The sequence below is a fragment of the Pseudonocardia terrae genome (assembly GCF_021343995.1).
GTDB lineage: Bacteria > Actinomycetota > Actinomycetes > Mycobacteriales > Pseudonocardiaceae > Pseudonocardia > Pseudonocardia terrae.
On the sequence record NZ_JAJTTE010000015.1, the window covers coordinates 89,124 to 102,861 of the forward strand.

Below are 13,738 nucleotides of genomic sequence, written 5' to 3' on the forward strand. Positions count from 1 at the left end.
CGCCGCATCAACCGAGCCGGGAGGGGCGGTCACGCGCGCCGGGCACGTGTCCGGGCGAGTCTAGGCGAGACGTGCCCCGGGCGTTCCGGCCGGTCCGGGCCGTGTGGGCGGGCCGCCGCCAGCCGGCGCGGCGAGGGCTCCGGCGGCGGGCGCGGGAACGGCGGTGAGGCCGGCTCCGCGGGCGTCTGCGGGACCGGGCGCGGGGACGAGGTCCGCGACCGTCACGTCGACCGGCCGCTCCCCCGCGACGTCCCGCACCAGCGCGGCGATCTCCCCGGCCAGGACCGGCAGCGACACGCCGGCGGGCCAGCGGACGACCACGGAGACCTCGACCGGCCCGGCGGCGGAGCCCCCGTGCGCCTCGTCCGGCTCGTCCGCCCGCACTCCGATCACCCGACGTCCGGGCAGATAGGAGGCGACGCTGCCGAAGGGCCCGCCGTCCAGCCGGGCGACGGCGGGATGGCTCAGCACCGCGGCGGCGACCCGCTCCGGAAGGGGTGGCGCGGGAGGCTGGTCCGACACGCGGGACACGCTAGTGCCACACACGCGACGGCGGCGCCCTGGAACCGGGGGCGCCACCGTCGGGCGGTTCGGTGGACGGCGTCAGCGCCTGAAGACGTCCTTGATCTTCTCGCCGGCCTGCTTGAGGTCGGCGCCCATCTGGTCGGTACGGCCCTCGGCCTCGAGGCGCTCGTCGTCGGTGGCGCGACCGACGGCCTCCTTGGCCTTGCCCGAGATCTCCTGGGACTTGTTGTCCAGCTTGTCCTTCATGCTCATCGCGTGAACCTCCTGGACGCGTACGCCCGGCGCGCGGCCGGCCCCTCCGGCCACTAGCGTCGGGCCTCGCGGAGCGGTTACCCCCGGCGCCCGCCCGGGACACGGCTCTCGTGACCGGCGTCACCATCGGCCATACTGGCGTCGTCGTCGGGGGAACGGCTGTCGGAGCTGTCGGGCGGAACCGTGGTGCAGGCGATGCGGACGAGGGGGGCGCGGGAGGACGTGTGCCCGCCGCCGGTCCCCGCCGCCCCGCAGGAGCCCGGGCCGCTGCCCGCCGAGCGGGAGCTCGACGACACCACGCTCGTCGTCCGCGCCCGCGAGGGCGACGTCCGCGCCTTCTCCGTGCTCGCGCAGCGGCACCAGGCCGCGCTGTACCGGCTCGCGCTGCGCCTGGTCGGCAACGCCGCCGACGCCGAGGACGCCCTGCAGGAGTCGCTGCTCGACGCCTGGCGCCGGCTCGACCGCTTCCGCGGCGACTCCGCCTTCACCACCTGGGCGTACCGGATCGTGACGAACCGGTGCCTCGACCTGCTGCGCCGCCGGCGCGCCACGGTCTCGGTGGAGCAGGTCGCGGAGGTGGCCCCGGAGCGGCTCGCGGCACCGGAGGCGGGCGCGCCCGAGCACGCCGCCGAGGTCGACGCGGGGCTGGCCGCCCTGCGGGCGGCGCTGCGCACGCTGCCGGACGACCAGCGGGCCTGCTTCGTGCTGCGCGAGCTGGAGGGTCTGGGCTACGCGGAGATCGCGGAGATCACCGGTGCGTCGGAGACCGCGGTGCGCGGGCGGCTCCACCGCGCGCGCCGGGGGCTGGCGGAGGTGATGCGGTCGTGGAGGTAGGCAGGACCGTCCCGGACGGGAGGGCGGAGGCCGGCCCGGAGGACGGGCGGCTCGAGCCGCTGGCCTGCGGCCGGGACGCCGCCGACGTCTGGGACCACGCCGTCGGGGGCACCCTCGACGCGCACGAGCGGGACTGCCCGCACTGCCGGGCGGCGGCCGCCGACGCCCTGGGGCTCGACGACGTCGTGCACCGGATGGCGGCGGAGCGGCCGGTGCCGCCGCCGTCGGTGCTCGACGGCGTGATGCGGGCGGTGATCGACACCGTGACCGCCGAGCTCCGCCCGCAGGACCTCGTGCCGCTCGACTCCCCCGCCGGCCCCGCGCGCCTGAGCCGCCCCGCCGCGGCCCGGGTGCTGCGGCACGTCGTCGACGGGATGGACGGCATGCGCGCCCGCAGCTGCCGGATCGAGCCCGCCGGCTCCGGGGCGGGCGGCACGAACGGCGCGGACCCCTTCGGCGTGACCGTCGCGATGAGCGTGACGGCCCGGTTCGGCGTCGACCTGGCGTCGGTCACGGCGCGGGTCCGGCAGATGGTGGTGGCGGCGGGCGAGCAGGCCCTGGGGATGCCGGTGCGCAGCGTGGACATCGCGGTGGTCGACCTGTGGGACGAGCCGTGACCCCGCCGGTGCGGCTCACGGTCGGCGACGCCGTCGTCGCCCGGATCGCGGCGGCGACCGCCCGGGAGGTGCCGGGGGTGGTCGCCCTGCGGCCGGACCTGGCCCAGACGCTGCTCGGGCTGGCCGGCTCCCTGCTGGGCGACCGGCCCGCCGGGGACGCGCTCTCGGCGGCCGGGGCGTCGGCCGCGGTGCAGCAGGGCCGCGCCGAGGTCGCACTGACCCTGGTCACCACCCTGGGCCACAACACCCGCGACCTGTCCGCCACCGTGCAGCGGGCCGTGGCGGCGCGGGTGCGCGCCGAGACGGGCCTCGACGCCGTGGTCAGCGTGACGATCGCCGACGTCCTGCTCGACGCCCCTCAGGCCGAGCGGGAGAGCACGCAGTCCCCGCAGGTGCCCCCGCCCGGGAGCCGGTAGTAGAGACAGCAGGAGCGACGGCGGAAGGTCCAGCCGCGGTCGGGCGGCGCGGGCGGGCGCCGCTCCCCCGTCCCGGCGAGCAGCGGGTGGTCGAGGACCGCCGCCGCGAGCCCCGCGGCGCGGACCGCCGCCTCCGGCCGCTCCGTACCGAGCACCCGTTTGGCGCCCGCGACGGACGAGGCGACGTTGCCCCGGAGCACCCGCGCGGACACCGGGACGAGCGCACGCACGGCCTCGACCAGCGGCTCCGCGATCTCCTCCGCCACCAACGCGGGCAGTCCGGCCGGGTCCCGCGCGGGGCGGTCGGCGTCCGCCCACAGCGGCCAGGGGCCGGTGAGCGAGACCCGCCAGTGCAGGGCGTCCCGGCCGAGGTCGGGCAGCACGCCGTGCAGCGCGACGGCCGCGAGCGGGGCGGAGACCAGCCGGGCGGCCAGCCCCTGCAGCGCGATCGACGCCGCCACCCGCTCCTCGACCGTCCGCCCGGCCTGCTCGGACAGCACCCGCCGGACGTGGGCGATCCGGTCCCCCAGCGCGCCGGGCTCCGTGACCAGCTCCCGCAGGGGCCGCCACGTCGGGTCGGCCGACTCGGCGGGCTCGGTGGACACGGCGAAGAAGGGACCGGCCCGCGCGACGTCGGCGAGCACGGTGCGCACCGGCGGCGTCACCGTCCGCCCACCGCGAGGGAGAGCGCCCGTTCAGGTGTCGCCCCGGTCACGCCGGGAAGGCGAACCGGGTGAGTCGTGCACTGCATCACCCCAGTGTCGTCGCCCGCCCGCCGATCCGGGCGGGGTGGAGGGCCCTGACCTGCCCGGACGGGCAGGGACCGACCGCCGGCCGGTCGCCCGCGGCGGCGGGCGGCACGGGCTCCGACGCAGGTCACAGCCGTTCGGGCCGGCAGATCTGGCGTATCAACGCGTCGGCGTGTCACTCTTTCCCCGGAGAGACCGCATCCGACGCCGCGTGCGGTCCCCAAGTGCAAGCCGCCGGCCGGGCCCGAACGTGGGTACCGGCCGAGACACGTGCGTCCGAACACCAGCTGGAGACGACTGAGGCGCAGTCCGGACGGTGCACCCGAACGGACCAGCGTCAGCGTTCCGTCGGAGCATCGCTGTATTCTGGACCCCCTTGTGGAACCACTCACGGTCCACGTCGTCCCGATGCGAAGTCGGGGTGCACCGAGACGACAGGAGGAGCTGTTGGCTGCGATCAGCAACCGCCCCGGCGCCACGGAGACCACTCCGGTGACGAGCGCGCCGGCGCCCGGCGGGCTCTACTCCCCCGAGCACGAGCACGACGCCTGCGGCGTCGCCATGGTGGCCGACCTGCAGGGCCGGCGCGACCACTCGATCGTCGAGAAGGCGCTGACGGCGCTGCTCCGGCTCGAACACCGCGGCGCCCGTGGCGCCGAGGAGAACACCGGTGACGGTGCGGGCATCCTGATCCAGGTCCCGGACGCCTTCTACCGCGAGGTCGTCGACTTCGACCTGCCCGAGGCAGGTGCGTACGCCACCGGCATCGCCTTCCTCCCGCGCGACGCGGCGAAGGCCGACGAGGCCGTCGCCCGGATCGACGAGCTGGCCGCGGACGAGAACCTGCGCGTGCTCGGCTGGCGCGACCTGCCGACCGACCCGGAGAAGGCCGACCTCGGCCCCACCTCCCTGGCTGCCATGCCCGGCTTCCGCCAGCTGTTCGTGGCGGGCATCGAGACCGGCATCGTCAAGCCGCCGCCCACCGGCATCGAGCTGGAGCGGCGCACGTTCTGCCTGCGCAAGCGGGTGGAGCACGAGACCGGGGTCTACTTCCCGAGCCTGTCCCCGCGGACCGTGGTCTACAAGGGCATGCTCGCCGAGCCGCAGGTCGAGGCGTTCTACCCCGACCTGTCGGACCCGCGCGTGACCTCGGCCCTGGCCGTGGTGCACTCGCGCTTCTCCACCAACACCTTCCCGGCGTGGCCGCTGGCGCACCCCTACCGGTACGTGGCCCACAACGGCGAGATCAACACCCTGCGCGGCAACCGCAACTGGATGAAGGCGCGCGAGGCGCTGCTGGAGTCCTCCGTGCTGCCGGGCAACCTCGACCGGCTGGTCCCGATCGTCACGCCCGACGCGTCGGACTCGGCGACCTTCGACGAGGTGCTGGAGCTGCTGCACCTGTCGGGCCGCTCGCTGCCGCACGCCGTGCTGATGATGATCCCCGAGGCGTGGGAGAACCACGCCGAGATGGACCCGCTGCGGCGCGCCTTCTACGAGTTCCACTCGAACCTGATGGAGCCGTGGGACGGCCCCGCGCTCGTCGCCTTCACCGACGGCACGCAGATCGGCGCGGTGCTCGACCGCAACGGCCTGCGCCCCGCCCGGTACTGGGTCACGGAGGACGGGCTGGTCGTGCTGGCGTCCGAGGTCGGCGTGCTCGACGTCGACCCGGCGCAGGTCGTGCGCAAGGGCCGGCTGGAGCCGGGCCGGATGTTCCTGGTCGACACCGAGGCGGGCAAGATCGTCGCCGACGAGGAGATCAAGGGCGAGCTGGCCGCCTCCCTGCCGTACGAGGAGTGGCTGCACGCCGGCCGCATCGCGCTCGAGGACCTGCCCGAGCGGCAGCGCGAGGTGCCGGCGCACTCCGAGCTCACCCACCGCCAGCAGTCCTTCGGCTACACCGAGGAGGAGCTCACCGTCCTCCTCAAGCCGATGGCCGCCGCCGGGGCGGAGCCGATCGGCTCGATGGGCAACGACGCGCCGCTGGCCTTCCTGTCCGAGAAGCCGCGGCAGATCTACGACTACTTCATCCAGCTGTTCGCGCAGATCACGAACCCGCCGCTGGACGCGATCCGCGAGGAGCTCGTGACCTCGCTGCGCTCGCTGCTCGGCCCGGAGCAGAACCTGCTCGAGGCCGGCCCGGCGAACTGCCGGCGGATCGTGCTTCCGTTCCCGGTCCTGGGCAACGACGACCTGGCCAAGATCGTCCACGTCAACGACGACGGCGACCTCCCGGGCTTCGCGACCTACACCGTCAAGGGCGTGTTCAAGGCGTCCGACGGCGGCGAGGGACTGCTGCGGCGGCTCCAGGAGATCCGCGGCGAGGTCTCCGAGGCGATCCACAACGGCGCCCGGCTGATCGTGCTGTCCAGCCGCGGCGTCGACCCCCAGCACGCGCCGATCCCGTCGCTGCTGCTCACCGGCGCGGTCCACCACCACCTCGTCCGCGAGCGCACGCGCACGCAGGTCGGGCTGGTCGTCGAGTCCGGCGACGCCCGCGAGGTGCACCACATCGCGCTGCTGATCGGCTTCGGCGCGTCCGCGGTCAACCCGTACATGGCGATGGCGACCGTCGAGGACCTCGCCGAGCGGGGCGACATCCCGGGCGTCGACGCCAAGACGGCGGCGAAGAACCTGGTCAAGGCGCTGGGCAAGGGCGTGCGCAAGACGATGTCCAAGATGGGCATCTCGACCGTCGCCTCGTACACCGGCGCGCAGATCTTCGAGGCCGTCGGGCTGAGCCACGAGGTCGTCGAGACCTGCTTCACCGGCACCACCTCGCGGCTCGGCGGCGTCGGCTTCGACGTGCTCGCCGAGGAGGCGCTCAAGCACCACCGGCGCGCCTACCCGGCCGACGGGACCCGGGCCAGCCACCGCGCGCTCGCCGTCGGCGGCGAGTACCAGTGGCGGCGCGAGGGCGAGCTGCACCTGTTCAACCCGCAGACCGTGTTCAAGCTCCAGCACTCGACCCGCTCCGGCCGGTACGAGATCTTCAAGGAGTACACGAAGGCGGTCGACGACCAGGCCAAGCGGCTGATGACGCTGCGCGGGCTGTTCACCTTCAAGGAGGGTGTGCGCCCGCCGGTGCCGATCGACGAGGTCGAGCCGGTCGAGTCGATCGTCAGGCGGTTCGGCACGGGCGCCATCTCCTACGGCTCCATCAGCCAGGAGATGCACGAGACCCTGGCGATCGCGATGAACCGGCTCGGCGGCAAGTCGAACACCGGCGAGGGCGGGGAGGACCCGGCGCGGTTCACCCCGGACGCCAACGGCGACTCGCGGCGTAGCGCGATCAAGCAGGTCGCGTCCGGCCGGTTCGGCGTGACCAGCGAGTACCTGGTCAACGCCGACGACATCCAGATCAAGATCAGCCAGGGCGCCAAGCCCGGTGAGGGCGGCCAGCTGCCCGGCGGCAAGGTCTACCCCTGGATCGCCGAGACCCGGTACTCCACGCCGGGCGTCGGCCTGATCTCGCCGCCGCCGCACCACGACATCTACTCGATCGAGGACATCAAGCAGCTCATCCACGACCTGAAGAACGCCAACCCGCGGGCCCGCATCCACGTGAAGCTGGTCAGCCAGGTCGGCGTCGGCACGGTCGCGGCGGGCGTGGCGAAGGCCTTCTCCGACGTCGTGCTCATCTCGGGCCACGACGGCGGCACCGGCGCCTCGCCGCTGTCCTCGATCAAGCACGCGGGCGGCCCGTGGGAGCTCGGCCTGGCCGAGACCCAGCAGACGCTGCTGGCGAACAACCTGCGGGACCGGATCGTCGTGCAGACGGACGGCCAGCTGAAGACCGGCCGCGACGTCGTCGTCGCCGCCCTGCTGGGCGCCGAGGAGTTCGGCTTCGCCACGGCCCCGCTGGTGGTCAGCGGCTGCATCATGATGCGCGTCTGCCACCTGGACACCTGTCCGGTCGGCGTCGCGACGCAGAACCCGAAGCTGCGCGAGAAGTTCGACGGGCGTCCCGAGTACGTCGTGAACTTCATGCGGTTCGTGGCCGAGGAGGTGCGCGAGCACCTGGCGGCGCTGGGCTTCCGCAGCCTCGAGGAGGCCGTGGGCCACGCCGAGATGCTCGACACCGACGCCGCGGTGCACCACTGGAAGACCCGCGGGCTCGACCTGCGGCCGATCTTCCACGCCCCGGAGCTGCCCGAGGGCGCCTCCCGGCACCGCACCCAGGCGCAGGACCACGGCCTGGAGAAGGCGCTGGACAACACCATGATCCAGCTGGCCGAGGGCGCGCTGCGCAACGGCGACAAGGTCCGCCTGGACCTGCCGGTGCGCAACGTCAACCGGACCGTCGGCACCATGCTCGGCTACGAGCTGACCAAGAAGTGGGGCCGCGAGGGCCTGCCGGACGACACGATCGACGTCACGCTGACCGGCTCGGCCGGGCAGTCGCTGGGCGCGTTCGTGCCGAAGGGCATCACGCTGCGGATGATCGGCGACACGAACGACTTCTTCGGCAAGGGCCTGTCCGGCGGCCGGCTGATCCTGCGGCCCGACCCGGCGGCGCCGTTCGCGGCCGAGGAGAACATCATCGCGGGCAACGTGATCCTCTACGGGGCCACGTCCGGGGAGATGTTCATCCGCGGCATCGTCGGCGAGCGCTTCTGCGTCCGGAACTCCGGCGCCGTGGCGGTCGTCGAGGGCGTGGGCGACCACGGCTGCGAGTACATGACCGGCGGCAAGGTCGTCGTGCTGGGCAAGGTGGGTCGCAACTTCGCGGCCGGTATGTCCGGCGGCACCGCCTATGTGCTCGACCTCGATGCGGACGACCGCACGCTGGCCAATCGGGTCAACCCCGAGATGGTCGACATGGACCCGCTCGACGACGCCGACCGCGAGTTCCTGCGGGAGTACGTCGAGAAGCACCACGCGGAGACCGACTCCCCGGTCGCCCGCGCCCTGCTCAAGGACTGGGACGTGGCGGTGGAGCGCTTCGGCAAGATCATGCCGAAGGACTTCAAGCGCGTCCTGCAGGCCCGTGAGCAGGCCGAGAAGGACGGTCGCGACGTCAACGCCGCGATCATGGAGGCCGCACATGGGTGACCCGAAGGGCTTTCTGACCACACCGCGCGAGACCCCGAAGCGCAGGCCGGTCGACCTGCGCCTGATGGACTGGCGCGAGGTCTACGAGGACTTCCCGCGGGGCACGCTGGAGAAGCAGGCGGGCCGCTGCATGAACTGCGGCATCCCGTTCTGCCACCAGGGCTGCCCGCTCGGGAACCTCATCCCCGAGTGGAACGACCTCGTGTACCGCAAGGACTGGCGCGAGGCGATCGAGCGGCTGCACGCCACCAACAACTTCCCGGAGTTCACCGGGACGCTGTGCCCCGCCCCGTGCGAGGCGGCGTGCGTGCTCGCGATCAACGACGACGCCGTCACGATCAAGCAGGTCGAGGTCGAGATCATCGACCGCGCCTGGGACGAGGGCTGGGTGACCCCGCAGGTCGCGCAGACCAAGACGGGCAAGAAGGTCGCCGTCGTCGGCTCCGGGCCGGCCGGGCTGGCCGCCGCGCAGCAGCTCACCCGCGCCGGGCACGAGGTCGTCGTGTTCGAGCGGGCGGACCGGATCGGCGGGCTGCTCCGCTACGGCATCCCCGAGTTCAAGATGGAGAAGTCCCGGCTCGACCGGCGGCTCGAGCAGATGCAGGCCGAGGGCACGCACTTCCGCGCCTCGGTCGACGTCGGGGTCGACGTCACCACCGAGCAGCTCCGCGAGGAGTACGACGCCGTCGTGCTCGCCGGCGGGGCCACCGCGTGGCGGGACATCCCGGCGAAGGGCCGCGAGCTCGAGGGCGTCTACCAGGCGATGGAGTTCCTGCCGTGGGCCAACCACGTGCAGCAGGGCGATCTCGACGCCCCGCCGATCACCGCCGAGGGCAAGCACGTCGTGATCATCGGCGGCGGCGACACCGGCGCGGACTGCCTGGGCACCTCGCACCGGCAGAAGGCCGCGTCGATCACCCAGCTCGAGATCATGCCGACGCCCCCGGAGCACCGCACCGAGGGCATGCCCTGGCCGACCTACCCGATGGTCTACCGGGTCTCCTCGGCGCACGAGGAAGGCGGCGAGCGGCTGTTCTCGGTCAACACCACCGAGTTCGTCGACGACGGCTCCGGCAAGGTCAAGGCGCTGCGCCTCGTCCAGGTCACCCGGACCGACAAGGGCTTCGAGCCGGTCGAGGGCACCGAGCAGGAGATCCCGGCCGACCTGGTCCTGCTGGCCATGGGCTTCGTCGGCCCCGAGAAGGGCAAGCTGCTCTCCGAGCTGGGGGTGGAGCTGGACGAGCGCGGCAACGTCGCGCGCGACCAGAACTACATGTCCAGCGTCGACGGCGTGTTCGTCGCCGGCGACATGGGCCGCGGGCAGTCGCTGATCGTGTGGGCGATCTCCGAGGGCCGCTCCGCGGCCGCCGGGGTGGACGCCTTCCTGACCGGGCGGGAGCTCCTGCCCCGCCCGATCAACCCCACGGACCGTCAGATCGCCTGACGCACGTCCTCCCCCGAGGGCCCCGCGCATATGCGCGCCGGGGCCCTCGGGGCGTTCTCGGGGCACCTCAGGTGTCGGGACGCACGCCAGGGGTCGGAAACGCCGCACGTGCCGCGGCCCCAGGTGTCGGGGCTCAGGTGTCGGGGCTCAGGTGTCGGGGCTCAGGTGTCGGGGCTCAGGTGTCGGGGCTCAGGTGTCGGGGGCGAGGGTGCGGCCGTAGCGGTCGAGCACCCGCCCTCGCATCACGGGGTCGGTCCGCGGGACGGGCTCGAGGAAGATCTCGGCGAGGTCGGTGTAGCGCTCCCGCAGCTCGGCGTCGATCTCGACGCAGGCCCGTTCGACGTCGGCGGCACCGAGCGCGTCGTCGAAGTCCAGGCGGGCGCAGAGGAGCACGCTGTCCGTCCCGAGCTGCATGGTCAGCAGGTCCACGACCGCCTCGACCTCGCGCCGGTCCTCCATCGCCCGGCGGAGGGCCGTGACGAGCCGCAGGTCCGCCTGACGGCCGATCAGCAGGCCCTTGTTGGTGCGGCCCAGGATGTAGGCGACACCGGCCAGCAGCACGCCGATCAGCAGCGAGGCGATGCCGTCCCAGATCCCCGAGCCGGTCAGCTGGTGCAGCCCGACGCCGCCGAACGCGAGGACCAGGCCGATCAGGGCGGCGCTGTCCTCGAAGAAGACGGTCTTGACCGTGGGGTCGTCCGTCGCACGCAGCCAGCGGAAGAAGGTCGTCTCGTCGGTCGCGGCCTCGCCGCGGATCTGGCGCACCGACTGGAGCCACGAGGTGCCCTCCAGCAGGAAGGAGATGCCGAGCACCCCGTAGGCGACCCAGACCAGGGTCTGCTCGGCGCTCTCCCCGAGGATCGTCGAGATCCCCTCGTAGATCGCGAACACGCCGCCCGACACGAAGATCGACACCGCCGCGATGAGCGCCCAGAAGAAGCGTTCCTTGCCGTAGCCGAAGGGGTGACGACGGTCCGGGCGGCGGGCCGAACGGCGCAGCGCGGCCAGCAGCAGCCCCTCGGTGGTGGTGTCGGCGACGGAGTGTGCGGCCTCGGCCAGCATCGCTGACGAGCCGGTGAGCAGGCCCGCGACCAGCTTGAGGACGCCGATCGCGGCGTTGGCGCCCCCGGCGATCAGGACGGTGAGGGTGCTCTCGCCGCCGGATCCGCCCTGCACGTCCTGGTCGGTCTGCGTATCGGGCCGTCGGTCAGCGTCCTTGTCGTCGTTCGAGGGAGCGGGCCGGTCGGGCCCCGAGTGTTCCACCACCGAACGAACCTAACGCCGGCCCGCGTGTTCCGCCCGGGCTCGGGAAGGTTGTCCGGAAGGTCCGGTCCGGCGCCGCGCGGTCACCCCGGAGCGATCACCGGGAGTTCCTTGCCGGAGCACGCAGTTCGACGGCGGAGCGACCGATCGGCGCATCTCGTCCGACGTTCGGCGGGACTGGTGGGATTCGTGGGATTCCGACCGAAACCCCGGGCGGCCCGCCGCGTTGAACCCGACACCGGTGCCGGTGGACTGGGGAGCCCCCACCGGCACCGGACAGCATCCTCACCGGATGCGGAAGGCGGGGAACCCCGGGGCGGCCGCGCGCAGCGCGTCGTCGGGCGAGTCCTTGTCGAGACCCTCGAAGAAGGCACCGACCTCCCAGGCCCACTTCCGCAGGTACTCCCGGAGGATCGGGAGCTTCGCGTCGTCGTCGATCTCGGTGGCGGTGAAGGTCTCGGTGCGCCGGCCCAGGCGCAGCTCCCCGGTGCCCGCCGCGCGGAGGTTCCGCACCCACTGCGTGTGCCCGCGCGGCGCGACGAGGTACCGCTCCCCCTCGACGACCAACAGGTTCACGGGCGTGGTGCGCCACTGCCCGCTCGTGCGGCCGCGCACGGCCAGCACACGGCTCCCCATCACGCTGATCCCGGCCCGGGTCAGCGCGGCGACCACGCGGTTGAACACGGCGGTCCCGCTCTTCGGGACCAGGTAGCGCTGCTGCGGCTCGATCATCGTGACTCCTCGTCTCGTTCGAGAGCACTGCTCTCCGACGGACACGAGTGAACCGCACTCCGGATCCGGAGTCAAGAGCAGTGCTCTCGTTTCTGTACGCTACTCGCGCTCGAGCTCGAAGGCGTCGTCGCCGATCCACACCCGCAGACCCTCGGCGTCGTCGGTGAGGAAGCCGTCCTCCTCCTCGCCCAGCTCGCGGGCCGCGCCCAGCGCGCGGGCGTTGTAGCGGACCCTGCCGTCCCCGAGGTCGACGGGCCGGTACTCCCGCGCCAGCCGCGCCGTCCGGCTCTCCGCAGCCAACCAGGCCGCGTTCGCCGCCCCCACCTCGACCACCCAAGCCTCGTCGCGCATCCGATCATTCTCGGGCCCCACACGCGTGTGGCCCGTCTCAGCGTGAGACGGGCCGCAGGGTCGAACGGGGTCAGCGCGCCAGCGCGGGCTTCGGGGCGGGAACCGGGGCGAGAGCGGCGGCCCGGGCCGCCCGGCGGGCCAGCACCCGGCGACGGATGCGCCGAGCCAGTTCGAAGCCGCCCGCCGTGACCACCGCCATGATCATGCCGGCGGCGAGGCAGAGCAGCGGGTTGCCCTTCGTGAGCGGGCCGAGCAGCGCGCCGACCAGCAGCATGTACACGCTCCAGACCGCGGAGCTGGCCACGGTGGCGGGCAGGAACATCCGCAGCGGCAGCCGCACCCGCCCGCAGGCCGCCGTGCTGACCAGCCGTCCACCGGGGACGAGCCGGGCGCCGACGCAGGCCACGATCGGCCTGCTCCAGAGGTTGCGGCGGACCCAGGCACCCAGCCCGTCGTCCTTCTGGCCGGCGCCGCGCAGGATTCGGTTCGAGCTCCGGCCCAGGGAGTAGACGAGCACGTCGCCGAGCATCGAACCGACGAGCGACGCCAGGAACAGCCCGAGCACGCCGAGCACGTCGCCGGTGCCGAACGCCGCGGCCGCCCCCACCGTCAGCAGGGTCTCGCTGGGCAGGACCGGGAACGGCCCGTCGAGCGCGATGAGCACCGCGAGCACCGGCAGCAGCCACACGCTGTGCAGCACGGCGTCGAAGAGCGCCACGAGGGCGCCGGCGTCGAGGAGCTGCACGGGACGGTCCTTCCCACTCGGGTGTCTCGGGGAGTACTCGGACCACACTCCCAGAACGTCACAAGGCGGTCACGGGGGAACACCCCCGGATCGACCCCGGGGTCAGCCGGATGCGCTCCGTGTGCGGTGAGCGGTCGGGTCGCCGTGGCGGGTGTACGTTTCCGCCGTGTCGGGCTATGCCGTGCTGCTCCGGGGCGTCAACGTCGGCGGCAACAAGAAGGTCGCGATGGCCGAGCTGCGCGAGCTGCTCACCGGCCTCGGGTACACGCAGGTGACGACGCTGCTGCAGAGCGGCAACGCCGTCCTCGCCGCGGACGAGCCCGCCGAGGTCGTCGCCGAGCGGGTCGAGTCGGCCCTCACCGAGCGGTACGGCACGGAGATCCGGGTGCTGGCGCTGACCCGGGCCGACCTGCAGGCCGCGGCCGACGACCATCCCCTGCGCGACGTCGCGGACAACGGGTCGCGGATGCTCGTGCTCTGGCTCTTCGGCGCGCCGCCGCCCGACGCGCCCAGCCCCGCCGAGCTCGACCCGGACCGGATCGTCGTGCGCGACGGGCGGATCTACCAGTGGTGCCCGCACGGGATCTCGAACTCCCCCGATGTGGCCGCGTTCGTGCGCAAGGCGTGGAAGGTCCCGACCACCGGCCGGAACTGGAACACCCTGGAGAAGCTGCTCGCGGCGGTCCCCGACCAGTAGCCGCGCACCGCGTTCGTCCCTCCCGGCGCGTGACAGTAGGGTCACCGTCGGTCGC

Annotated in this window: 13 protein-coding genes; 6 read left to right on the forward strand and 7 right to left on the reverse strand. The window is 73.3% G+C overall.

Annotated features, from left to right (window positions below; translation table 11 throughout):
• Positions 1–60: 60 nt before the first annotated feature.
• Positions 61–522, reverse strand: a complete 462-nt coding sequence (locus tag LWC33_RS35950; protein ID WP_308190936.1) for a hypothetical protein — start codon at positions 520–522, stop codon at positions 61–63.
• Between the two features lie 81 nt (positions 523–603).
• Positions 604–777 (reverse strand): CsbD family protein, encoded by a 174-nt coding sequence (locus tag LWC33_RS12570; protein ID WP_233304491.1) that lies wholly within the window; start codon positions 775–777, stop codon positions 604–606.
• A gap of 195 nt (positions 778–972) precedes the next feature.
• Here LWC33_RS12570 and LWC33_RS12575 point away from each other — a divergent pair, with 195 nt between their 5' ends.
• The 3 genes from LWC33_RS12575 to LWC33_RS12585 are packed head-to-tail and all read left to right on the forward strand — an operon-like array spanning position 973 to position 2,644.
• A complete protein-coding gene (locus tag LWC33_RS12575) occupies positions 973–1,611 on the forward strand; it encodes an RNA polymerase sigma factor (RefSeq protein WP_233304493.1) in 639 nt (212 codons plus the stop codon).
• Positions 1,602–2,228 (forward strand): Asp23/Gls24 family envelope stress response protein, encoded by a 627-nt coding sequence (locus LWC33_RS12580; protein ID WP_233304495.1) that lies wholly within the window; start codon positions 1,602–1,604, stop codon positions 2,226–2,228. The genes LWC33_RS12575 and LWC33_RS12580 overlap by 10 nt, the downstream gene beginning before the upstream one ends.
• On the forward strand, positions 2,225–2,644 hold the full coding sequence (locus LWC33_RS12585) for an Asp23/Gls24 family envelope stress response protein (RefSeq protein ID WP_233304497.1): 420 nt from the start codon (positions 2,225–2,227) through the stop codon (positions 2,642–2,644). Before LWC33_RS12580 ends, LWC33_RS12585 begins: the two co-directional genes overlap by 4 nt.
• On the opposite strand, the gene LWC33_RS12590 is transcribed toward LWC33_RS12585, so the two are convergent.
• On the reverse strand, positions 2,587–3,309 hold the full coding sequence (locus LWC33_RS12590; protein ID WP_233304498.1) for a (2Fe-2S)-binding protein: 723 nt from the start codon (positions 3,307–3,309) through the stop codon (positions 2,587–2,589). The genes LWC33_RS12585 and LWC33_RS12590 overlap by 58 nt on opposite strands.
• A 576-nt stretch (positions 3,310–3,885) precedes the next feature.
• Here LWC33_RS12590 and gltB point away from each other — a divergent pair.
• Both gltB and LWC33_RS12600 read left to right on the forward strand, forming a co-directional pair.
• Positions 3,886–8,451 carry a glutamate synthase large subunit gene (gltB, locus tag LWC33_RS12595; RefSeq protein WP_372476601.1) on the forward strand — a complete coding sequence of 1,522 codons (4,566 nt, stop codon included), beginning with the start codon at positions 3,886–3,888 and terminating at the stop codon, positions 8,449–8,451.
• Positions 8,444–9,895, forward strand: a complete 1,452-nt coding sequence (locus LWC33_RS12600; protein WP_233304499.1) for a glutamate synthase subunit beta — start codon at positions 8,444–8,446, stop codon at positions 9,893–9,895. Before gltB ends, LWC33_RS12600 begins: the two co-directional genes overlap by 8 nt.
• A gap of 189 nt (positions 9,896–10,084) precedes the next feature.
• On the opposite strand, the gene LWC33_RS12605 is transcribed toward LWC33_RS12600, so the two are convergent.
• The 4 genes from LWC33_RS12605 to LWC33_RS12620 form a co-directional block, all read right to left on the reverse strand.
• Positions 10,085–11,071 (reverse strand): cation diffusion facilitator family transporter, encoded by a 987-nt coding sequence (locus tag LWC33_RS12605; RefSeq protein ID WP_233304546.1) that lies wholly within the window; start codon positions 11,069–11,071, stop codon positions 10,085–10,087.
• Between the two features lie 372 nt (positions 11,072–11,443).
• Positions 11,444–11,890, reverse strand: a complete 447-nt coding sequence (locus tag LWC33_RS12610) for a nitroreductase family deazaflavin-dependent oxidoreductase (protein WP_233304500.1) — start codon at positions 11,888–11,890, stop codon at positions 11,444–11,446.
• Between the two features lie 99 nt (positions 11,891–11,989).
• The gene (locus LWC33_RS12615; RefSeq protein WP_233304501.1) at positions 11,990–12,241 is read right to left on the reverse strand and encodes a hypothetical protein; all 252 of its coding nucleotides are present in this window, start codon (positions 12,239–12,241) and stop codon (positions 11,990–11,992) included.
• A gap of 70 nt (positions 12,242–12,311) precedes the next feature.
• Entirely contained in the window at positions 12,312–12,986 is a 675-nt protein-coding gene (locus tag LWC33_RS12620) for a DedA family protein (protein ID WP_233304502.1), read from the reverse strand.
• Between the two features lie 166 nt (positions 12,987–13,152).
• On the opposite strand from LWC33_RS12620, the gene LWC33_RS12625 reads away from it, so the two are divergent.
• Positions 13,153–13,683: a DUF1697 domain-containing protein gene (locus LWC33_RS12625; protein WP_233304503.1), complete on the forward strand. Its 531-nt coding sequence runs from the start codon at positions 13,153–13,155 to the stop codon at positions 13,681–13,683.
• Positions 13,684–13,738 lie beyond the last annotated feature (55 nt).